This window comes from Paraburkholderia phytofirmans OLGA172, assembly GCF_001634365.1.
Classification (GTDB): domain Bacteria; phylum Pseudomonadota; class Gammaproteobacteria; order Burkholderiales; family Burkholderiaceae; genus Paraburkholderia.
In genome coordinates this window covers 548985-570822 of sequence record NZ_CP014579.1, presented here as the reverse complement: position 1 = coordinate 570822, position 21838 = coordinate 548985, and the positions used below count along the sequence as shown (strand labels likewise).

Genomic DNA, 21838 nt, shown 5'->3' with positions numbered 1-21838 from the left:
TACGGCGATTGGGCTGCCTTCAGAGTGAGATGAGTATAGGTAAACAGAGCGATCAGGTCGTGACTCGCGTGATCGGCGCTTCGGCACGGGATGCGGCGGCTAGCATAGTGGCTCGCCGCCGCGAGCATCCTCCTCGCAGTGTGGGTTCGCGCGTGCCTGTTACTTCCAAAGCGTGCGGCCAAAGAACGTCAGCGTGCGGTCCCAGGCCTGCTGCGACCAGACCGGATCGAACTGGGTCCTGGCGATACGGCCCGGCCCGACTGCCGTTTCGTTAGCGAACGCATGGAACGCAAGATAGCGATGAAACTCGACGTCGACATTGGCGGCGGTGAGCTTCGCCTCCAATACGTCGACCGTCTCTGCCGGGAAGAATTCGTCTTGCGTCGCCCAGTGACCAAGCACAGGAACCTTGATTTTCGAGGCGTCGATGTACTCGAGCGGAGGGAAGCCGTACCACACCACGCCGGCCGACACTTCAGGGATATTGCATAGCGAGAGCAAGGTGAGCGCGCCACCCATGCAAAAGCCGGTCACACCGACGTTCGCCGCATGCTGCTTCAGATACTGGACGGCGCCACGCACATCCTGAGCGGCGGCGTCGCGGAAGTCGAGCCCGCTCAGCAGATGGTTTGCCTCTTCTTCTTCCACTGTCGATTTGCCACGGAAGAGATCGGGCACCAGGGCCAGATAGCCGGCTTGCGCGAGCCGGTCCGCCACGCCGCGAATCTGGTCGTTCAAACCCCACCACTCCTGAATCACGACGATGGCCGGCGCGCCTTCTGGCTTGTGCGGTTTGGCCAGATAACCCTGGACGTCCTTGCCGTCAGGGCGGCTAAACGTGATCATCGATCCTGTAGTTGGTTTCATCAGTTGCTCCTCAAGGTAGGCGAAGACGCTAGCATAGCGCCAGTGTGGCAGGCCCTGCTGAACTCAAGTTTGGCGCACCGCTTCTGTGCATGGCGTGAAGGCGCGCACTCGTTATTGCCTCTCACCGGCAAGACTGTTCTCTTCCGGCCGTCCACCAATCAGCATGCGCACGTGCCATGGGAGGAAGCCCTCGCGGCCTGCGGCCATCTATTGAAAACCGGGGTATAGTTTCGCGCGTCCGCATATCTGCCGACGTCCGGAACCACCTCTTCGCCAGGAAATGAAATGGGCACGACCCCGCTCGCTACGGTCGCGAACACCCGCAATCGCCGCGAACTTCTCAAGGCCATCATCGCCGCATCGCTCGTCACCGGCCTCGAAATGTTCGACTTCACCGTGTTCGGATTCTTCGCGGCGATGATCGGCGACCAGTTCTTCCCGGCGACAGATCCAATGACATCGCTGCTGCTGGCCGTCGGCACCTTCGGCGTCGGTTTTTTCATGCGCCCGCTTGGCGCGATGCTGATCGGCACTTATGCCGACCGCGTGGGACGCCGCGCCGCCATGACACGAACGAGTTGGATGATGGCCCTGGCGACAGCCGCGATCGCGCTGTGTCCGTCATTTGCGACGATAGGCGTGGCCGCGCCGCTTATTCTTGTCGCCGCTCGATCGCTGCAAGGTTTTGCGCTCGGCGGTGACATCGGCGTAGCCGCGACCTTCGTCATGGAGGCGGGACCGGTGTCGCGGCGCGGCTATCTGGTCAGCTGGCAACTCACTAGCCAGGGCGCCGCTGCATTGCTGGGCGCCTCTCTCGGCTTGCTGCTCTCCAGCACGCTGTCACCAGCCGCGCTTGCCTCGTGGGGTTGGCGTATTCCATTCCTGATTGGCCTTCTGATCGCGCCAGTCGGCTTGTATATTCGCCGTCGGCTTCGCGAGGATCCTGCGCCGTCAGCAACCGCCGACGCCCGGCATGCCGGCGCACCGCTCGCCGAACTGTATCGCCACCATAGCGCCACGATCGTCCTGGCGATGCTGATGATGATGGGGCAAACCATACCGGTCTACGCAATCGTCTACTTCATGCCGAGTTATGTGACTCGCGTGATGCACATGCCCGCCCTCACCGGATTCATGGCATCGGCGTTGTCCGCGCTGTTGCTGGTCGTGATTCCGCCACTGTCCGGCCGCCTCGTCGACCGTCTGCCTCGCCGCAAGCCACTGGCCCTTCTGAGTTCGGGATGTACGGCGCTTCTGGTCTATCCGGTCTTCCTGTTGATTGCGGGTGCGAACAGCGCGCTGCCGATCCTGTGCGGCGTCGCGCTCATTAGCGTGCTGGTGGCGACGGGCGCCGGCGTCATCGCCCTGCTTGTGCTCGAAGCGCTTCCTGCGCGGGTGCGCGCCAGTGGCATGGCGACTGCGCATGCGCTGCACGTAGCCCTGTTTGGCGGTACTGCACAATTCATCGTGACAGGGTTGATCAAATGGACGGGCAATCCAATCTCCGCAGCCTGGTACGTGGCGCCGGCATGCTTCATGAGCTTCTGCGCACTTGCCCTGTTCAAGGAGCAATCCGTCAGAACCTGACTGTGTCCGGTTTCAGCATGTCCATAAACGCGGACCTGCGATCAGGATCCTGGGGCGGCCTTGATCGCACGAGCCGCAGCGTCCAATGCCTGGGCCGTGGCAAGTGGCGCGCGAGGGATGGCCTTGCCTGCTGCGGCGCTCGTCGGGCGCGCAATGGCGTTGCTGCAGGAATGGACGATCTGAACGAGTGAGGATCGGTCTCAATGCCCGTTGCAAAAAACGGCCGTGAGAAAAAATGGAATGACTTCGTGAACTACAGCATCGCTCCCTGCCCGTCGAACGCTCGCCTCAACCGACGCGGCAGAGCCGGTCACCACCACGCCATACGTTGAGGAGCTAACCGACTGGCCGCTGCCTTGCTTGAAGATGGGATCGTTTGGCTCATAGCCGAAGACAGCATGAACATGAAAGCCGAATGCCGTCAGGTTGCTGCCGTGCGCGGGACGAAATGCATTAACCGAGTTCGCTTCAATGCGCATTGGCTTTGGATCGATCGACTGCTCGTCCAGAAGCGGAGCAATGAAATCATGCGGGCTCGACTGGCAGTTCATCTGTGTATCGAGCGCATAGGCATTGCACACAGCTGCAGAGAATCCCACGCCCAGCGACGCAACGGCGGTCAGCATGCGGAGAACGGATGGTTTCATCGTAGAAGCGCGATCGTTCTGCTGGATTGCGCAACAGGCTCGAGGACAGGTGGCAGCAGAGCGTTGAGACTTCAGAATCGTACGGCTGAGCCGGCGAGTCTGTGCGGTGACGCTCAGATTGGTCAAAGCCGGCGGAGGCCGGCGGATAGCCGGCTGACGTTGCCAGCGGTCAGCAAGCGCATGGCCAATGAGAGGAACGACTATCGTAGCGGCCGATGCGCATTGCAACGCCAACCCAGTATTCGTCAAACTGGGATCGCTGACACGCGCATCGACCGCCCGCCGGCGTCAGGAAAGATGATGCACTTCCTGGAGGCCATAAACCGGCGTCGCAATTCCCTCCATGCGCGCCTTCAATTGCAGCGATAAATATTGGGAGTAATGGCGCGACTGATGCAGGTTGCCGCCATGGAACCACAAGGCGGGCTGCTGCGTGGGCTTCCACATGTTGCGTTGCTCGCCTTCCCACGGTCCCGGGTCTTTTGTCGTATTCGAACCCAGCCCCCACACCTTGCCCACTTTATCCGCCACGTCACGCGAGATGAGATCGGCGGCCCAGCCGTTCATCGATCCGTAGCCGGTTGCGTAGACGACGAGGTCCGCCTCGAGCTCGGCACCGTCGCTTAGCAGAACAGAGTGTTCCTTGAGTTCGACCACATCCACGCTACTCTTCAGCTTGATCTTACCGTCCGCGACAAGGTCGGCGGCGCCCACATCAATGTAGTAACCCGACCCGCGCCGAAGATATTTCATGAAGAGCCCCGAGTCGTCATCGCCGAAGTCGAGCATAAAACCCCGCTTTTCCAGACGGTCATAGAACTCTGCATCGCGTTCCCTGATCGCATCGAATACGGGCTTTTGAAACGTGTGCAGGATCTTGTACGGGATCGACGCAAACGTCAGGTCGGCTTTCGACGTCGTCATGCCCGACGCCACCGCGCGCTCGGAATAAAGATCACCGAGCGCAAGCTCCATCAGCGAATCCGACTTGACGATATGCGTGGACGAACGCTGAACCATCGTGACGTCGACGCCTGCTTCCCACAACGCCGCACAGATGTCATGCGCCGAATTGTTCGCGCCGATCACCACCACTTTCTTGCCCTTGTACGCATCGGGTCCCGGATGTCTCGACGAATGATGCTGCTCGCCTTTGAACACATCCATGCCCTTGAATGAGGGGATATTCGGCTTCCCCGACATGCCCGTAGCAAGCACAAGCTGCTTTGGCCGCAGCGTCAGCGTCTCGCCATCGTGCTCAATTTCGACCACCCATTCAGCCGCTGCTTCGTCGTAACGCGCGGACTTGCAAATGGTCGACCCCCAATAGTTCAACTCCATGACCTTGGTGTACATCTCGAGCCAGTCGCCAATCTTGTCCTTGGGCGTGAAAACCGGCCAGTTATCCGGGAACGGCAAATAAGGCATGTGGTCGTACCAAACCGGATCATGCAGACACAGGGACTTGTAGCGGTTGCGCCAGGCATCGCCAGGACGTGGATTTTTATCGACGATGATCGTCGGCACACCCAACTGCCGCAGACGCGCGCCCAGGCCAATCCCACCCTGCCCGCCACCCACGATCAAACAGTAGGGTTGCTCCGCGCGGCCCAGCGCCTGCGCTTCGGCTTCACGACGTTCCTTCCAGCTCGTTCGATCCATGCGCGCGCCATGTTCCGCGCCCATCGGACGGCGGTTGCCTTTGGGTTCTTCATGGCCTTTCAGTTCACCCATGGTGGTCAGCAAGGTCCAGATCAGGCCATCCTTCACGCGGATAAAGCCGCTGCCGCGGGCGACCTCCGTTTCGAAGGTGATCCACGCCTGTGCTACGCCGCCGGCTTCGGTCGGTGCTTCATTTTCAGCAACCTTCAGCCGGGTGGGTTTAATGGCGTCGAGTTGCGCGTCGAGCATGGCACCGATCTGGTCCCGGCCCTCCATGGTTTTGATATTCCAGGTGAAAGCAACCAGATCGCGCCAATAGCACTCGGGTTGAAACAACGCGAGCGCCGCAGCGGTATCACCGTGTTTAAGCGCTGATTCCATGGACTCCAGAACATGTGCAATAGTCTGGCTTGCATTATTTTCAGGCATGACTGCTCCTCCATTCGATACGGATTAATGAAACGTCGAAGTAATACGCGGGTTCTTTGCCCGCTGGAAAACCGTGGACCGCTATCGCCGGTGAGGCGGGACAATGCCGAACTTCGCGATCCGTCTGTAGAGCGTCGCGCGCGAGATGCCCAAGGTTTGGGCGGTCTCGTCCGGGCGCCATTTCGCATCCGTCAGGGCAGCGACGATGCGGTCGCGCTCAAGGGCATCGATTTCGGTGAGTGCGGGTTGCGCCTCGCGGGCGGGACCCTGAGGCTTCGGCACAGGCTGCCGTTGCGCGCGAATGACGGGTGGACGAACGCGTGCATAGAGAGGCGAACCGTTGCCCACAAATTTCATCGAGACCATGTCGCGACCGGGCCTGACATCCAGAAGACGTTCGGCGCGGACATCAAATAACTCGGAGACCGGTCGCGGCAGCCGATCGAGGCCCGGCACGCACTCTTTGGCCCGGCGATTGGCCGCGACTGCATTTCCGCGCACATCGAAGGCGATCAGAATTTCCGGCTGGGCTTCCACGTAGTGGCGATTGCGGTGCGCCAGCAAAACCCAGCAATGCGTGGTCGCGTTGAGAAAAAAGCTGTCTTCGATCAACACCGCACTATGACGCACGATATGATTGATCAGCCGCTGGCTTTCGCGTTCATCGGGCGAGCGAATCGCCGACGCATCCAGCACGCCGATCAGCTCGCCTTCCAGCCCGAAAATAGGCGAAGCACTACACGTCAACGTGGTAAAAGCGGCGCGAAAGTGATCGGTCTTATGCACCGTAATCGGTTGGGAATCGAGCAGCACGGCGGCAATGCCGCAGGTTCCCTCTTCCCGCTCGGACCAGCAGGAGCCCCCATAAAGTCCCGCTCGTTTGAAGTCGTGGCGCCGATCCCGGTCAACGCGATAATCGATCGTCACGCCCTGCGCGTCAGTGAGCATCACGCAGTAGTCCGCTTCGCGCACCGTCTCATGCAGACGCGAAAGACACTCTCCCGAGGCCCGCAAAACCGATTCTTCCCGGTGTTGTACGTCGCGCAATTCTGGCGCGGTCAGAATGCGCGGACCTTCTGTCACGCCAGGATCGAGGTGATATTGTTCAAGGGAGCGCCAATACGACGAAGCCAGCCGCGTAGCATCGGCGCCGCGATCGGTCGTTCGGCCTTCGATCAACCTGCGGATCCGGTCGATGTGTCTCACTTGCGGAACATAGGGCATGAATGTCTCCGGTCGGCTCGGCGCGTATCGCTGAGTGGCACGCTTAGGATGACTTTTAGCATGCGGGTTCCGGAAGATCACACCGCAGTGCAGCATCCGACCGGATGAGACTTTCGTCTCAGTTTTTTTGTGGTGGGGACTGAGCGCGGCTCGATTTCCGTAGCCAGGAAAGCGTGGATGCGTGATGCACGCTGCTAGAATACTTGCCCTTTTCTCTGGAGACGCACATGTCCTGGTTCATCTATGAAGTGCCCGAATACAACGAAGACGGGGCGCGCATCGAACCCTTCAGCGACTTGCGTAGCCGCGTCCAGAAAGTCAGTGGGCAGGCCATGGCCGACGAGCTGGAAAGCGTCCGCGAGAACGCCGCGACGACAGCAGATACGCCGGCGCACCCACTACGCACCGCGGACAATCCTCACGTATTCCCGATCCCGTATGCCGACTCCATGATCCTGGTCGGGTTTATCTTCGAACTGAAACGGGAGTCCCGGCGTCTGGTGGTGTCACCCGTGGAAATGCCCTGGCTGAAAGACGCGTAAAACTGGGTTATCGGGTTAAGGGCTAGACCATACGCCAACCGTTTCCCTGGCGCGCGAAGTCCAGCAGGCCACGCGCCAGGCCGTCGAGCAGCCCCGTGATCAGGTACGTTTGGCCAGATAGGCATCGACCAACTCGACCAGCCGCTCTCGCCCGAAGCTCGCGTCGTGTCCAGCGTGGACCACTTGCACAGGCAATTCGCGCAGGCGCTTCATGGTGCGCACATAGGCCGGAATATCCGCGCCGCCTATCTCATCCAGCAGCGGGCCGTCGTAGATCGCATCGCCCGAGAACAACGTGCCGGACGCCGCTTCCCATAGCCCGATGCTGCCCGGTGAGTGGCCCGGCAGATGCAGGACTTCAAAATGCCGGTTGCCGAGATCGACAATGTTCCCTTCCTTGACGATTTCCGTGACCGTTGCGGCCCTCACACGATAGTCGGACATCGCGTAATCAGCGCTGGGAAGGGCCGTAATCAGATCGCCGTCGAACGGATAACCTGCTTCGCGATACCGGCGAATGGCTTCGTCACCCAATACCGAGGCCAGAAGGGTGCCTCGCTCGCGCGGCGAGCGCAGGTTGTCTGCCTCCAATTCGTGAACCAGCGTGTGCTCGAACTCATGATGTCCGCCGATATGGTCCGAGTGCGTATGCGTCGCAACGGCGGTGACGTCCTTCTGCAGCAGGTGCCTCGCTGCATCCTGCAGACTGACGATGCCCATCCCTGTATCGATCATCAGATCCCGGTCGCGGCCACGCACATGCCAGATATTGCAGCGCATTAACGGTACGACGTGGGGTTCCCACAGTAGCGTGATGTCGTCGCTGATGCGTTTGAGTTCGAACCATCGGTCGGCAATCGGTAATCGGGTCATGCGGAGTCGCTCCTCGAGTGAGAGTTGTTACTGTGACACACTCCGCTTCACCCTTCGAGGGCCTTGAGACTGACATCTCGTCGCCAACGATTCACGCATAACGCGCAAGAAACATATCGGCAGCGGATTCCGCGACTTGCCTTTGTTCATCCACGCTGAGCGGTGGCTGGCCCATCGTCACCTGCGGCCAGAAAGCGAACGCCTTTACCAGGCCCTGCAACTGCTGCGAGGCGAACACCGGGTCCGACGTCTTGAGGCGGCCATCGGCAGCGGCTGCGCGAATCCACACCGTCAAGTCTTCCTCCCGTTCACCCATGCGGGTCACCATATCGCGCGCGCGCTCCGGTGAATGAATGCCTGCCGCGATCGCTACTCGCGCGAGGGACAGGAACGCCTCGTCATTCAACAGGCTCAGCTTTTTCAACAGAAGCTGGAGCAACTGCGCACGCAATGGGTGCACGGCGGAGTAAGCCGGCGCCGCTCCTGTGTCACTCGACTCCCACAACTGCCGCAGGATCGCCGCGAACAGCGCTTCCTTGCTTGGAAAATGGTTGTAGACCGTACGCTTCGAGACGCTCGCGCGCGCCGCGATGCGGTCCATGCTGGTCGCGTCGAAGCCGGCCGCAAGAAATTCTTCAATGGCCGCGGCTATCACGGCCGCGCGCTTGCGGTCAGTCAGGCGGAGAGGGGTATCACTGGTGTCCATCGTTAAATTTTACACTGGGCAGTTTACTTTTCTCAAAAATAAACTACACTCAACAGTCTACTTTCCGTATCGAGGTGGTTTGCATGACATCGCTCACCGGTTCTGTTCGCCGCGTCTTGGGCCTGACGGCAGCGCGACGCGGGCGCGAATTGTTCGACACGTCGGCACAGCACGACGGCGAGCGCTTTCGTAACGTCAAGCCGCGTCCCGTCGAAGGAATCGGCAAGAGCTTGAGCATCGTGTGGAATGTGTTGTTCAACAAACCGGACGGCACGGTGCCGGCGGGCACCCTGCCCGTCGCTGCGCTGTCGCGTGAACAGCTCGACGCCGCGCCTGACCGGAGCCTGTATCGCCTCGGGCATTCGACCATGCTGCTCAAGCTGCGTGGTCAGTTCTGGCTGACCGACCCGGTCTTCGCTGAACGCGCATCGCCGTTCCGGTCGTTCGGTCCGAAGCGCTTTCATGCACCGCCCATCGCGCTCGAAGACTTGCCGCCGCTCTCCGGCGTGATTCTGTCGCACGACCACTACGACCATCTGGACCGCGAGACCGTGCTGGCGCTCGCCGCGCGGACGGGTGTGTTTCTGACGCCGCTGGGTGTCGGCGACCGCCTGATCGAGTGGGGTATCGAGGCGTCGAAGGTACGCCAGTTCGACTGGTGGCAGAGCGTTGAGATCGACGGCCTGGCGTTCACGGCAACCCCGGCGCAGCATTTCTCCGGCCGCAGTCTGTTTGACGGCAACAGCACCTTGTGGGCCTCGTGGGTGATCGTCGATGACGCGCTGCGCGTATTCTTCAGCGGCGACACGGGCTACTTCGACGGCTTCAAGACCATCGGCGAGCGGCTGGGTCCATTCGACGTGACGCTGCTCGAAACGGGTGCCTACGATGCCCAATGGCCGTACGTCCACATGCAGCCCGACGAGACCGTCCAGGCACACATCGATCTGCGCGGCCGCTGGCTGGTGCCCGTTCATAACGGCACGTTCGACCTGGCGATGCATCGCTGGCAAGAACCCTACGAGCGCGTGGTCGGACTCACCGCCGCGCGCGGCATTCCGCTTGCGACGCCCCGCATGGGCGAGCGGTTAGATTTGGGCGCGCCGCACCGCGGCGGGAAGTGGTGGCGCGAGGTTGCGGAGCTGGTGCAAGAACCCGCGACGTCGCGGCGCCGGTTTTCCTGCCGCCAAATATAGATTGATCAGGTGACCGTATCTGAACCAACGCTTCTCCCATCACGCCCCGTCGACCGGTCTTCCGTCCGGTCCCGGGAACCGAATCTGCTCACAAATTGCTCGAAACCCTGAATCGGAAGCGGCTTGCAAAAAAGGAAACCTTGATAGGCATGACATCCTGCTACCGCAAGGAAATCTCTCTGCGCTTCAGTTTCGACGCCCTCAGCGATGACACCCAGGTTAAAACTTCGGGCGAGCGCCACGATCGTTCTTGCGATGTCCGCGTCGTTGGGGTCGACCAGGATGTCGCGCACGAACGACCGGTCAATCTTCAACTGGTCCAATGGCAATCTTTTCAGGTAAGCCAGCGAAGAGTAGCCAGTCCCGAAGTCATCCAGGGAGAAAGTCACACCTCGCGTTCGAAGGATGCTCATCTTTTCGATAATGTCCTGTACGTTCTCAACCAGAACACTCTCGGTCAGCTCGAGCTTCAGCCTGTCCGCCCGCGCCCCAGCCCGGGTGATCACTGCGAGCACATCGTCCACGAAGTCAGGTTCGCGAAATTGCCGGGCGCTTACGTTCACGGATATAGACAGATGCGCCATCGACGGCCGCGTCGCCCACAGGGCCAGCTGGGCGCATGCGGACGCCAATACCGTTCGCCCCATCTCGAGAATCAGCCCCGACTCCTCAGCGAGCGGGATAAACTCACCCGGGGGTATCAGGCCGCGCTCAGGATGCGCCCAGCGCACCAGCGCTTCCGCACCGGTTATGCGGTCGCCGTCGACGACCTGCGCCTGATAGTGAAGCACGAGCCGGTTCTCCTCAATGGCGTTGCGCAGCCCCACCTCCAGCTCGGCTCGTCTCAGCACTGCCGTCTGCATCGCAGGGTCGAAAAAGCACATGGCATTGCGGCCGCGCTCCTTCGACTTATACATGGCGAGATCGGCCTGCTTGAAAAGCTCGTCGGTGGAAGTCTGCTCCCCATTGAATACTGTGACGCCGATGCTGGCGGTACTCCGGAACTGGACACCATTGAGCTGATAGGCGCCCCCCAACACCGCGAGAATTCTTTCCCCCACCGCCTCTGTTTGCATCGTCGCCGTCGCCTTGTCCAGACTCAGGTTGCCGAGCAGCACAACGAACTCGTCACCGCCGACCCGGGCAACCGTGTCGCCCTCATTGACACTACTCGACAGGCGATATGCGACCTGTCGCAGGAGCAGATCGCCTTTGTCGTGCCCAAGCGTATCGTTCAGCGTTTTAAAGTGGTCGAGATCGATGAACATCAGGGCGCCGCAAGCCTTGTTCTGCCGGCTGGCCACCATTGACTGCCTCAGCCGATCCAGAAGGAGCGCGCGATTGGGCAGGCGGGTCAGCGTGTCGTAGAAGGCAAGTTCGCGGATTTTCTCCTCCGACTTCTTACGCTCCGTAATATCGCGCCCGCTTGTACGAAAACCAATGAAGTCTCCTCTCTGATTGCTAATCGGAACCCAGGAAACCGACAGCCAGAGGAGCGATCCATCCTTGCGCACGCAACGAAACTCAAGATCCTCGCCGCGAGAACCCTGAAGTCCTTTTTGAAATTCCGGCGCAACGCGCGAAATGTCCTCCGGATGGATTAGCTTGAGGGTGAAATCGGGCATCGCCATACATTCGGCGACGGTGTAGCCCGTGTAGTATTCAACCGACGGGTTGATCCAGCGAGGTTTGCCGTCCCGTCCCCACCAGATCTCCAGGTTCACCGTGCAGTCGGCAATGGCGCGAAATTTTTCTTCGTTCTCGCGCAACTCCCGGGTCATCGCCGAGGCGAGTCGCATGGCACGCTCCCGCCCCGTCATCACGAGCCAGGCCAGAAGCGCCAGCAGGAGACTCAACCCGCTGCCCGTGCCCGCAATCAACATCTCCGCATTACGTCCCAAGCGGGATCGGAACGCGTCGGAGGCGCTCATCGACAGCGTCCAGTCGTGCCCGTCCACAACCAGATATTCGTTTGCGGAGATGAGCGCGGGCGCACGCTGGCTGTTTGCATCCGAAGTGCGATTCAGCAGTGCTGCCTCCGATGGTTCTACGCCATCGTAAATGGCCAGCGAGACGCCGGGTGGCTGCTCACCGTAGAGACTGGCCATCACATCGCGCATGCGGAACGATGCATAGACCCAACCAATGATGTTCGCCCGACGCTGCACGAGGTTGTCCTGTGCCTTGCCGGAAGCATAGACCGGAAGGTACATGATGAAAGCCGGCTGGGGGTCTGCGTCCATATCGATCGCAAGGCGCACCTTTCCCGAGATCGCCGCCATGCCGGAATCCCGGGCCTTCTCCAGCGCAGCCCGCCGCACCGGCTCGTCCCAGGTGTCAAAGCCGGACGGGCCGCGTGCGAGGCCAATAAAGGGTTCGCGCTGAATGATCGGGGCATAATCCTCGCGCCGCCCGTCGGGATGAATCGTGTAGTCTGGAATGCCGCCCTGGCGCATGTCCGCTATATGAGCCGCTTTACGCGCCGCGGGCACCCATTCGATCACGCCGACGCCGTGGACGCCGGAAAAGTTCGCGTCGAGATTGAGTGCGCTCACATAGCGCCGGAACCTGTCGCGATCGATCGTTCCGTTCGCGGCAAACAGGCTCTGCACGCCTCGCAACATCAGCTCGTAAGTCGCCATGCGCTGTTCGATGCGGCCTACCGCATCGCTCATGGTGTAATCAAACTGGGTGCGAAGCTCTTTGCGAGTCGCTTGCCGTTCGTGATTCCACACGACCCAGGTCACGCAGAGCGATGCGGATAAAACCAGCAACGGCAGTAGAACCGAGCGTACCCGGATCACGGTGACGCCTTGAAGTTGACCATGGCATCGGCCAGGTCCGGCCTGAAGTACTTTTCGAAGATACGGCGCACCGTTCCGTCGGCACGCATTTCATCCACGAGCGCCCGCCACTTCTCCTGTTCGGCGGCCGAGAGTGCTTTCTTCGACATGATCAGACCGTGCGGCACCGAAGGATCGTTGAACTCAACGATCGTCGTCACGTCGCGTATCTTTTTCTCGTCCAGCGCGGGGTAATCGAAGGGCTCGATAATCATGCCCTGGATCTGTCGAAGAATCAGCGCCTGGTAGAGAGGCTCGAGCCCGCCCGCCAGGCTGACCCGGTTTTCCGACGTCAGTCTGTCGACCAGTTCGTTGGCCGATGCACTGTAGCGAAAACTGCGGATCACGCCGAGCTGGGCGCGTTCATTGTGTTCGAAGTCCGCGACGTTATGGATGCCGGCGTCTTTCCGCACGAGCAGATAGTATTTATTACTGAAGTACCACGCAAACGAAGCATATTGATTGCGTTCGTCATTTGCAATGCCAGAAAGACTGAAGTCGAGTGCGCCCGACTCGATCAGTTTCCAGATACGTGCGCGTGACATCAGACTGACCTTGATCTGGCAACCGCTACGCCGGATCAACTCATCTGCAAAGTCTTTGTCGATACCACTATCGGTATCGAGTGAATAGAGCAGGCCGTGGTCGTGCAATCCAAGCGTAAACGGCCGGGAACAATCCGGTCCGTCCGCAAAGGCGTTACTGACGAAACACACTGCAACCAACACCCCGCCAAGCCAGTTTCGAATCACAACGCCTCCGTAGCGGAACGACGCCCAGTTAAATTCTTATTCGCGATCACAATCCGATGGCATGTTCAGTCAGGCCTTTTTTCGAACTACCATAGTTTTATCACACATTTCGGGATTTTTTCTGACCCATTGCGTCGCCGAGGTGTCGCGAACTCGCAAGATTTTCTTTTGCAAAGCCTCTGTACGCATTGTCGGCCAAACTCCGCCATTCTTGAGGGCGCCCCGGACGACTTCTTTTGCGCAAGCTGGCGTCCGTTGCGCACCTGTTGGCCGATAAGGTGTTGTCGCCCGGCGTAATCAACGGGCGCAACATCTGGAAAACCGACCTGAACGCCGTACTCGAGTGGCTTGCGGCCTGAAACCGCGTACATGGGAGGAGGTGATTCCGGCACTGACGAATTTGGTTCAGGCCGCGAAGATGTTGCGTCAGAAGCTCGCCTCATCACGCATCGCCTCTTTCCACGGTCAAAAGCTGGAGTAATCGCGCCTTCAGCCGACCGGGTTTGCAACGATCCCGTCACCATCTGTAACGTTTCATGCAATTGCGCCCCGTGACACGACAAGTGTTTGCGAAATTCACGTAGATATCCTATAGATTTTTTTTCGAGTTCATCCGATAGTCCATGCGCAAGATCTTATGCACTGCGCACGGACGGAGGCGAGCGGATGACGGATGGAGTCAGCAGAGGACAGGCCAGGGGCGCAACGGCGCGATGGACCACCGGATGCCAGTCATATCACCTGGAAGTCAGGCAAGCGCCTTCGACCGATAGCTTGTCAATCGTATCGGTCGAAGCGGTTGAACGGCTGGGCGAGCCCTACAAGATCACGCTGGAACTGACGGCCAATGTCGACCTGAATCGTGTCGACTACCTAAGCCGCGATGCGACATTCACCATCGATCCGCCGCCCGACGGCGGCGGGACCCGGACCTTCAACGGCTGTATCACGCAGGTGGTCCGTACGCGCAGGACGCGTGACTTCTGCGCATACCGGATCGTGGTCGAGGCGCATATTGCCCGCCTACGCCTCACGCGCGCCACACGCATTTACCAGAACAAATCGGTTCCGGACATCATCGCGGATATCCTGCGCCGTCACGATTTCAGCACGCACCAGTTCAGTTTCAAGCTGCGGCGCGCGTTTCCCAAGCTCGCATTCCGTATGCAATACCAGATGTCTGACTGGGACTATATTTACCTGCTGATGCGTCAGACAGGCCTTTACTGCTTTATCCGTCCCGGCAAGATCGGCGATGAGGTGCATTTCGCCGACGACGTGGACGGCTATACGTACCGGCCTCACGTGGTCATCCCCTATCGCGAGACCTCAGGTCTTGAGTCGGGTCATGAAGCCGTGATTGCGTTGCAGACGCATAGCGAGACCATTCCCGAATCGGTGCGCGTGGCGGACTACAACCCGGACGATGCATGGGAGCGTTTCGACGCTCGGGCCAATGTCACGCGTGACGACAAAACCACCTGGGGGCAGACGTACGTATTTGGTACGCACCACCTGAATGCCCAGGAGGCTGCATGGGAAGCACGCCTGAGACACGAGGCCGCGGTGGCGTGGCAGATCGTCTACGACGGCAGGAGCACCGTTCATGACCTGTGCCCCGGCCTCATGCTGAAGATGGATGAACCGCTACCAGACGCGCCGCACGGCCAGGTCATCATTGAAGTCGTGCATCGAGCCGCACGCAACCAATCCTATATCAACTCGTTCCGCTCGATCCCTTCGGAGCGTCCGTTCCGCCTGAAGCTCGAAGAAGACAACTGGCCGAAAATCGCCGGCACGCTTTCGGCACGCGTCACGTCACCGGACAACGATGCGGAGGCGCACCTGACGCGCGCTGGTCACTACACGGTGCGGTTCGATTTCGACTATGACGAATGGCCGGCTGGCGGCGAGTCGGTGCCGATAACCGGGCCGTGCCGCTGCCGCCGGTCGAGGTGGGCGAATCCGTTGACGTGCCGACCGAGCAACTGAGCGTCAGCCGCCCCGACGCGCGGCGCATCCAGCTGACCTGGCTGGACGGCTCGCGTGAGGACTATGAGCGGCACGGCACGGCAATGCGGGAGCGTTACCGCCTGACTACGCGCACCTCACGCGACGGTCTCGGTCTGACGCTCGACTACAACGATGCGGGCGAACTGGTCACGATCAGCGATCGCGCAGATAACACGATCCGCCTGGCGTACGTGGGTGGGCGTGTCGGGTCGATCCATCGCGTCCATGCCGGAAGCCGTCACACGGAAACGCTGGCGACCTACACGTACAGCCCCGAGGGCGACCTGCTCGAACATCAGGACATGCTGGGCCACCAGCGCCAGTTTGCGTACCAGCAGCATCTCCTGGTGCGCTACACCGATTTCAATGGCGGCACCTTCAACCTGGAATGGGACTGGACCGGCAGGCAGGCGGATCTGCCCGCCCCGGCCGATGCGCAATGCGTGCGCACCTGGCTGGGTAAAGGGGCGCGCGATGTGTACGAGGACACGCGCTTCGAGTATCACCGCAAACACTGGTACACCAAGGTCACGGACGCCGCCGGCAACGCCACGTTCCACCGTTATGACGCGCATAACCGCATCGTGCTGGTCGAGTACGCGGACTGTACCAGTGAGCGCTTCGACTGGGACGAAAACAACAACCTGATTGGCACCCGCGACGCCTTGGGGCAGATGCAGCGCTTCGCCTACGACGCGAGCGGGCGCCTGGTCGCCGCAACGGATGCACTGGGCAATACGACACGCACCGGATACAACGCGCGGGGTTTGCCGGTCACGGTCACGGCAGCCAATGGCGATGTCACGCAGACCGCGTATGACACGCTGGGCCGGCCCGTATCGGTGGTCACATCGCCTGCTTTTACGATGCGCAATGGCGGCTCGAGTGGTTGCGCAACGAAAACGACGAGGTGACGCGATTCCGTTACGACGCCCTCGGCCAACTGGTCGAACAGCAGGACTTCGACGGTCGCACCACCCACTATGCCTACGACGAGGCGGGACAGCTTGTGGGCTTGCGCGAGGGGGACGTGGAAACCGGGTTCGTGCGCGACCCGCTCGGGCGCCTCGCGAGGCGCAACATCCGAGCACCCGGAACAGGAACCCATAGCGAACAGTTCTACTACGACGCACGCGGGCGGCTCGTAACCGCGCAGAGCGAATCCAGCCGGGTGCAACTGCACTACGACGAGGCAGGCAACCTGATCGCGGAAGAACAGCATCAGCATCCCACCACCGGCACTGAATACGTGACGGTCACGCGTCACGAATATGACGCGCTCGGCAACCGCACCAGAACCATCCTGCCCAGCACGCGCACCGTCGACTGGCTGCGTTACGGCTCGGGGCATGTGCATGGCGTGCTGGTCGATGGCCAGCCGCTGGTCGACTTCGAGCGGGACCGGCTGCACCGCGAAACCGGACGCACGCACAGGGCATTCAGCCAGCAGCGCGAATACGATCCGGCCGGACGGCTGGCGCGGTTCGCGGTAAGGCCCGCGAGCGCGGCCAGTCCGCACGAGCGCATCGCGCAACGGCGTTTGCAGTACGGCCCGGCAGGACACCTCACGCGCATCGAGGACCGCACGCGCGGCGTGACCGACTACACCTATGATCCGGTCGGGCGACTGCTGAAGGCCGTCACCCCGGACCTGACGGAAATTTTCGCGTTCGATCCGGCGGGCAATCCGGTGGACCCGGAGAAGATGACGCCGCCGCCGGTCGTGGAGACGCCACAGGAAAAGGCGGAACGGTTTGCACGCGAGGCGGCAGAAGATGCGGCCTGGCTGCGCGCGCATCCGGACGAGCAATACCCGCCGCTGCGCCACAACAGGCGCGGTTCCGAGGACGCGAAGAAACTGTACGAGTGGAAGCAGTCACTGCCCAAGTGCATCGGTAACGTGCTGGCCGAACTGAACCGGGTCCGTTACGACTATCTGCATGAACCGGGTTCGTCCGTGCCGCTCGCGCGGCTGGATGAAACGCTGGTCGAGGCGGCGCACCTGGCGACCGGCACCGATGGGCGCTTTGTGCAGATGCCGGCGACGACGCGCCACGCCACACTGTTCTATCAGAATGACCACCTGGGCACGCCACAGGAACTCGTGGATGAATCGGGCAAGGTGGTATGGCTGGCACGCTACAAAGCGTGGGGTGGCTGGAAAGACACCTGGAAGGAGAAGCCGGACCCGGCAGAGGTCACTAACGCGCTGCGTTTCCAGGGGCAGTATTATGATGAGGAAACCGGTCTGCACTATAACCGGCATCGGTATTATGATCCGCAGACAGGCCGGTTCATCAGCAAGGATCCGATTGGACTGGCCGGTGGCATCAACGTCTATCAATATGCGCCCAACCCGGTACAGTGGATTGATCCGCTGGGGCTAACGTGTACATCGGCCGCAAAGGCTCTACAGCAGCTAAAAGGCATGAGCGTCGCTCGTATCGAAAAAACGCTCGCAAAAGACAGTTTTACCCTAACAAAAGATAACGGGAAGAACGCCAATTGGAATCATGCAGATGGTTCGGAGGTCAGGATTCATCGCTACGGCAATCAGAATCCAAGCGGATACAAGTCGGGCAATAATGCTCATGTCCATAAGCAAGACCCGTGCAACAATCAACTGAGTGATCGTGGAATAGTTACGGAAGACGGGGACGAAAAGCATATTGGAATTCGGAACCCTGGTGATCTTCCTACGGTTCGTGGGCGTCCTCATGGTGATGGGAGTTGATTGTGAGCTATGAATATTCGGTAAGACTGGACGGTCGCGAATGCAACGCGGATCATGTGATGAGTGAGTTACGACGAAGCCAGCTGGTTGCGCATGAGAAGGCAAACTGCATCGCTCTTAAGGCGCTCAATTCTCGTAACACATGGGCATATGATTTGAGAGTGTTTAGGGTTGGCGAGAACGAACTGCTTCTGGAGGTCACAAATTCAAACCATGACCTGTACAACGCGGTTCGATCTGCGTTGCCCCAAAACTATTCACTGACAGAGATAGAAGATGAGGACGAGCTGTCTCTCGAGGAAGCCTTTCGTCTGAGATAAGAACGCGTGTTGGAACCCCTTGTTGTACAAGGCTCGATAGAGAATGCGCTCCATGAGTGGGACGACTATGACGTGGTAGGCAATCCACACCACTGCCAGATTTTCTGACGGCTGCAAAGTCAGAGTGGCGACGCCGAGACGGGGCTGCACTATAACTTCCACCGTTACTACGATCCCCACTGCGGCAGGTTCATCAGCAAGGATCCGATTGACCTCGCGGGTGGACTGAACACCTGGCAGTACGCGCCCGATCCGACGGGGTGGATTGATCCGCTGGGGCTGGCTGGCTTCGAACCCAAAGTTTTAACGAGCGGAACCGTTTTCAGAAATGCGTCAGGAACGCCCGATAGTTTGACTCCGCGACTCGGGAAAGATACGACACGCATTGATGGGAAGGAGCCGGGCTTATCAGCGGCCACATCGGAAGCCGGTTTGGACAGCGGGAAATACGTTGAACTCAACGTGCAAAAGCTATGTTCGTGCGGTCTGCAAGCGACGCATGACAAGCCGAACGGTCACGTAACAATTAGGCCGATAAACGACCCTACTGATTCCAAGCTGACTGACTGGGCTAAATCCAGAGGAAGCGACTCGACGCATTCTCTGACGGAAGGTATATTCGGAGCAGTCACTGCTCGGGGGAAGAAGTGATGACTACCGATATCTGCGCTTATTTAGCAGGATATGTTGAAAAGGTAAAAACTGCGGTTGGTGAGAAGATTAAGATTGAGTCGTCGAATTCGGGTTTTTACCAGAACGCTCTCGGTGGTACGGCATATGTGAGTTTTTACCCTACGGAGGTTGACTTAACACTCGATCTAAGTGGTGCCGATGGGACATATGAACTTACCGCCGACCTGACGAACCAGGAAGGAAAAGAAATTGTTGGCTATATTTTTAAGTTCCACGGAAATGAAGAATACGTGAAGGTAAAGCTTGACGCGGCTTTTAATGATCTAGTGAAATTGATTTCGGATCATCTGTAATTGAACAAAGGGCCGCTGACGCGGCGCTTTGTCCGCCTACTCGGCGGTGAGGGTCAGCCCCCCTGTTCAGCTGTTTCGGATGAAGTATGGACGATTACGAGAAAAGTCTGGTTGCGTCGGCCCCGGATCGGGGGCGCTGCGCAGAATGCCGCTGCGATACTCGTACTCAGGTGGACGAGGTTTGCGGGCTTTGCGGGGTTGTGCTTTAAGATTGGCGTTAGCCATGGTCAACTCCTTGTATGAGTTGGTGGTGGTCAGCGGGCTGTGAATGCTGGTAACACTCACGGCCCGCGCTTCGTTTACTGCGTCACATTCCCTTCTTCCCTTCTATTGCTGCGCCGAGAGTACATGCGCGACGGCCCTACGGGCGCGCGTTGCGTGGCCTTGATGACAACACTACAATCTGCTTTCATGACGGGACCGACTGGAACGGCCCTTCTGATTCACGCTATCGTCCCAAAACCTGATCCTGAATGATAGGAGTTCTACATGTATTCAATTGCCTGCGTAGGCGACAGCACGACACACGGGGGTTTCATCATCACCGGCTCCGACACAATGGACGTCCTCGGGCGCAAGGTTGCCCGCGTGGGCGATCTGGTGTCGTGCCCGACACACGGTGTCAATCCGATCATTGAAGGGTCGGACATGATCATGGACAACGGCAGGCGCGTTGCGATGTACGGGCACAGCACGGCCTGCGGTTGCAAACTGATTGCGTTAGGCGATCACGTCACCATCAGCGCCCATTGATTCGCACCGGAAGCGGTCGTGAAATCCGCCAACATCAACCATAACCGCGACGAACTGCCATTATTCACGTCGCCGGGCGCTTTCACCATCTGCATCAAGGTTGCCGATATCCACTCGGGCTGGCCGGCGCACGATGGGCAGATTGCGTTCCGCGCCCCGCCTGCCACTGATAGGCGAACTACAAGGCGTCATCGAACGTTGTTCTGAAAGGTAGGGCCGGTAGCATACGAGGCAATCTCACGAATCCTCCTTTCAATCACGTATCGCTTACATTTCATTTCAATGGCTACCTACATCCTACTCGGCGGCGGGCTCACCGCGGCTTTGCTCATTGCCGCATGGGGCATCTGGCAGTTGAGATAGCGGAAGATCGCTGGAAATCGACGCTCAGATCAATATCTGAGCGCCGGCGGCATATTGCAGCGCGTCAGAACTGGATATTGGTCCTCAGCCCCAACACGGCTTCATTGCCGACACGCTGCGATGGGTTGTCCGGATTCGGAATGAGTGACGACAACGGATAGGCGGGCCCGCCCGCCGGCATATCGGTGGACGGCAGCACCGGCCAGCCGAAGGTGGCGTTCATGAACGTGGCCGCATACTGGCTCGTCATGAACTCCTGGTCGAGACTCTGCTGCCCGATCTTCACATCGACCTTGCCCGCGAGCAGGGACTGCTGATACCAGAGTTCCCATAGTCTCGTCGTAGCATCCGCTTCGATGCCGGTCGCCGTTTGCAAGGTCTGCAGATTCCGCTGGGTCAGGTTGGTGCCGTGAATCTGTAACGCTGAAACGTTGAACGTGCCGCCCGGCAGCCCGAATGCCTTTTGCGTGTCCACCACGACACCGAGTTGCGTTAGCCCATCGTAGGCGCCACCGCGTTTGACGCCTCCCGAGAGGTTATTCAGGTATTCACTGGTTTCCTGCAGGCTGAACGTCACACCGTGGTCGCCGAGCCAGGGCCGCAAGCCACCCATGTCTCCGAAAAGTGTCGCGCACCCCCGCCCTGCCCGGCCAAGCCGGACGACGTGCGACGACGTGACTGCGTTTCGCAAGCGGACTTGCGACAAACGGCCAAACAAAGGGAGCGTGCTGCTGACAGACCGGCAAAGAACCAGTCGGTAATGAAGCGCGCTAACCCGGCAAAAGCGAGTTAGCGACGAAGGAGTGTTCCTGCGGCGACTATCTCGCGGTGACTGCGCCGGCACAGGCCGGCATCGGACTTCCACTACTAGAGCATGTGTCCACGAGGGACTCCTTTTGATGAGACGGGCGGATTGTATTCGGCTCGCGATAAAAACCACAAGCAAAAATTCCTCAAAGACATCGCAGTCCGAATCTCCTGACCAGAATCCCGTGCCAACCGGTTCTGTCTCTCATTTCCAATGTCATTCCCGAACAAAAACGGCCGTTCTTTCCTGTCGATTTTGAAAGAAAACGTTGTTGGCAAACAATATCTGCTCTGCTTAACGAATGATGTTGACTTCGGATTCACGCGCCACCTAAAATTCAAAAATCTTCACAAACGGGGCTGATGCCTTGGACACCTGCAGTAGTCGACCTTCGAATAGTTTCGCTGCCTGACCGGCAGGACGTCCGCGCTCTCTTCACCCAGCCGCCGTCTTGCCTTCAGGCAGACGGTGCGCGCCGTAGTTACCCTCTCCGTGCACCTTGATTAGCGCCATATGGCCGCAGCGTTCGTGCG

At 59.5% G+C, this 21838-nt stretch carries 17 protein-coding genes and 3 pseudogenes; 10 read left to right on the top strand and 10 right to left on the bottom strand.

Annotated features, from left to right (window positions below; all coding sequences use genetic code 11):
- Positions 1 to 159: 159 nt before the first annotated feature.
- A complete protein-coding gene (locus AYM40_RS22845) occupies positions 160 to 867 on the bottom strand; it encodes a dienelactone hydrolase family protein (RefSeq protein WP_063498526.1) in 708 nt (235 codons plus the stop codon).
- A gap of 285 nt (positions 868 to 1152) precedes the next feature.
- On the opposite strand from AYM40_RS22845, the gene AYM40_RS22840 reads away from it, so the two are divergent.
- Entirely contained in the window at positions 1153 to 2454 is a 1302-nt protein-coding gene (locus AYM40_RS22840) for an MFS transporter (protein ID WP_063498525.1), read from the top strand.
- A gap of 200 nt (positions 2455 to 2654) precedes the next feature.
- Here the strand turns inward: AYM40_RS22840 and AYM40_RS22835 are convergent, their stop codons facing one another.
- The 3 genes from AYM40_RS22835 to AYM40_RS22825 form a co-directional block, all read right to left on the bottom strand.
- Complete coding sequence (locus AYM40_RS22835; RefSeq protein ID WP_236721058.1) at positions 2655 to 3080, bottom strand: hypothetical protein; 426 nt, start codon at positions 3078 to 3080, stop codon at positions 2655 to 2657.
- Positions 3081 to 3389: 309 nt separating this feature from the next.
- Complete coding sequence (locus AYM40_RS22830) at positions 3390 to 5192, bottom strand: NAD(P)/FAD-dependent oxidoreductase (RefSeq protein WP_063498523.1); 1803 nt, start codon at positions 5190 to 5192, stop codon at positions 3390 to 3392.
- 81 nt (positions 5193 to 5273) lie between these two features.
- Positions 5274 to 6416 (bottom strand): sigma-54-dependent Fis family transcriptional regulator, encoded by a 1143-nt coding sequence (locus AYM40_RS22825; protein ID WP_063498522.1) that lies wholly within the window; start codon positions 6414 to 6416, stop codon positions 5274 to 5276.
- Positions 6417 to 6643: 227 nt separating this feature from the next.
- On the opposite strand from AYM40_RS22825, the gene AYM40_RS22820 reads away from it, so the two are divergent.
- The gene (locus AYM40_RS22820; protein WP_063498521.1) at positions 6644 to 6958 is read left to right on the top strand and encodes a hypothetical protein; all 315 of its coding nucleotides are present in this window, start codon (positions 6644 to 6646) and stop codon (positions 6956 to 6958) included.
- A 99-nt stretch (positions 6959 to 7057) separates the two neighbouring features.
- On the opposite strand, the gene AYM40_RS22815 is transcribed toward AYM40_RS22820, so the two are convergent.
- Both AYM40_RS22815 and AYM40_RS22810 read right to left on the bottom strand, forming a co-directional pair.
- A complete protein-coding gene (locus AYM40_RS22815) occupies positions 7058 to 7831 on the bottom strand; it encodes an MBL fold metallo-hydrolase (RefSeq protein ID WP_063498520.1) in 774 nt (257 codons plus the stop codon).
- A gap of 91 nt (positions 7832 to 7922) precedes the next feature.
- Entirely contained in the window at positions 7923 to 8537 is a 615-nt protein-coding gene (locus AYM40_RS22810; protein WP_063498519.1) for a TetR/AcrR family transcriptional regulator, read from the bottom strand.
- 83 nt (positions 8538 to 8620) lie between these two features.
- Between AYM40_RS22810 and AYM40_RS22805 the strand changes: the two genes are divergently transcribed.
- Entirely contained in the window at positions 8621 to 9733 is a 1113-nt protein-coding gene (locus AYM40_RS22805; RefSeq protein ID WP_063498518.1) for an MBL fold metallo-hydrolase, read from the top strand.
- Positions 9734 to 9738: 5 nt separating this feature from the next.
- Here AYM40_RS22805 and AYM40_RS22800 read toward each other — a convergent pair whose 3' ends face one another.
- Both AYM40_RS22800 and AYM40_RS22795 read right to left on the bottom strand, forming a co-directional pair.
- Positions 9739 to 12537 (bottom strand): EAL domain-containing protein, encoded by a 2799-nt coding sequence (locus tag AYM40_RS22800; protein WP_063498517.1) that lies wholly within the window; start codon positions 12535 to 12537, stop codon positions 9739 to 9741.
- A complete protein-coding gene (locus tag AYM40_RS22795; RefSeq protein WP_063498516.1) occupies positions 12534 to 13328 on the bottom strand; it encodes a substrate-binding periplasmic protein in 795 nt (264 codons plus the stop codon). The genes AYM40_RS22800 and AYM40_RS22795 overlap by 4 nt, the downstream gene beginning before the upstream one ends.
- Before the next feature lie 269 nt (positions 13329 to 13597).
- Between AYM40_RS22795 and AYM40_RS38860 the strand changes: the two are divergent.
- The 6 genes and pseudogenes from AYM40_RS38860 to AYM40_RS22770 form a co-directional block, all read left to right on the top strand.
- Positions 13598 to 13678: pseudogene (locus AYM40_RS38860) on the top strand (hypothetical protein); the annotation flags it as partial.
- Positions 13679 to 14102: 424 nt separating this feature from the next.
- Positions 14103 to 15320 carry a type VI secretion system Vgr family protein gene (locus tag AYM40_RS22790; protein ID WP_063498515.1) on the top strand — a complete coding sequence of 406 codons (1218 nt, stop codon included), beginning with the start codon at positions 14103 to 14105 and terminating at the stop codon, positions 15318 to 15320.
- Positions 15263 to 16255 (top strand): RHS repeat protein, encoded by a 993-nt coding sequence (locus tag AYM40_RS40490; RefSeq protein ID WP_063498514.1) that lies wholly within the window; start codon positions 15263 to 15265, stop codon positions 16253 to 16255. Before AYM40_RS22790 ends, AYM40_RS40490 begins: the two co-directional genes overlap by 58 nt.
- Positions 16231 to 18075: an RHS repeat-associated core domain-containing protein gene (locus AYM40_RS40485; protein WP_063498513.1), complete on the top strand. Its 1845-nt coding sequence runs from the start codon at positions 16231 to 16233 to the stop codon at positions 18073 to 18075. The genes AYM40_RS40490 and AYM40_RS40485 overlap by 25 nt, the downstream gene beginning before the upstream one ends.
- A 428-nt stretch (positions 18076 to 18503) precedes the next feature.
- Positions 18504 to 18680 (top strand): annotated as a pseudogene (locus tag AYM40_RS42600) (RHS repeat-associated core domain-containing protein); the annotation flags it as partial.
- A 365-nt stretch (positions 18681 to 19045) separates the two neighbouring features.
- Positions 19046 to 19381, top strand: coding sequence for a hypothetical protein (locus AYM40_RS22770; protein WP_063498511.1), 336 nt, complete (start codon positions 19046 to 19048; stop codon positions 19379 to 19381).
- Between the two features lie 66 nt (positions 19382 to 19447).
- On the opposite strand, the gene AYM40_RS41480 is transcribed toward AYM40_RS22770, so the two are convergent.
- A complete protein-coding gene (locus AYM40_RS41480; protein ID WP_158515312.1) occupies positions 19448 to 19606 on the bottom strand; it encodes a hypothetical protein in 159 nt (52 codons plus the stop codon).
- A gap of 264 nt (positions 19607 to 19870) precedes the next feature.
- Between AYM40_RS41480 and AYM40_RS22765 the strand changes: the two genes are divergently transcribed.
- Positions 19871 to 20134 (top strand): PAAR domain-containing protein, encoded by a 264-nt coding sequence (locus AYM40_RS22765; RefSeq protein ID WP_063498510.1) that lies wholly within the window; start codon positions 19871 to 19873, stop codon positions 20132 to 20134.
- A 505-nt stretch (positions 20135 to 20639) separates the two neighbouring features.
- Here the strand turns inward: AYM40_RS22765 and AYM40_RS22760 are convergent.
- Positions 20640 to 21128: pseudogene (locus AYM40_RS22760) on the bottom strand (carbohydrate porin); the annotation flags it as partial.
- Positions 21129 to 21838: the final 710 nt, after the last annotated feature.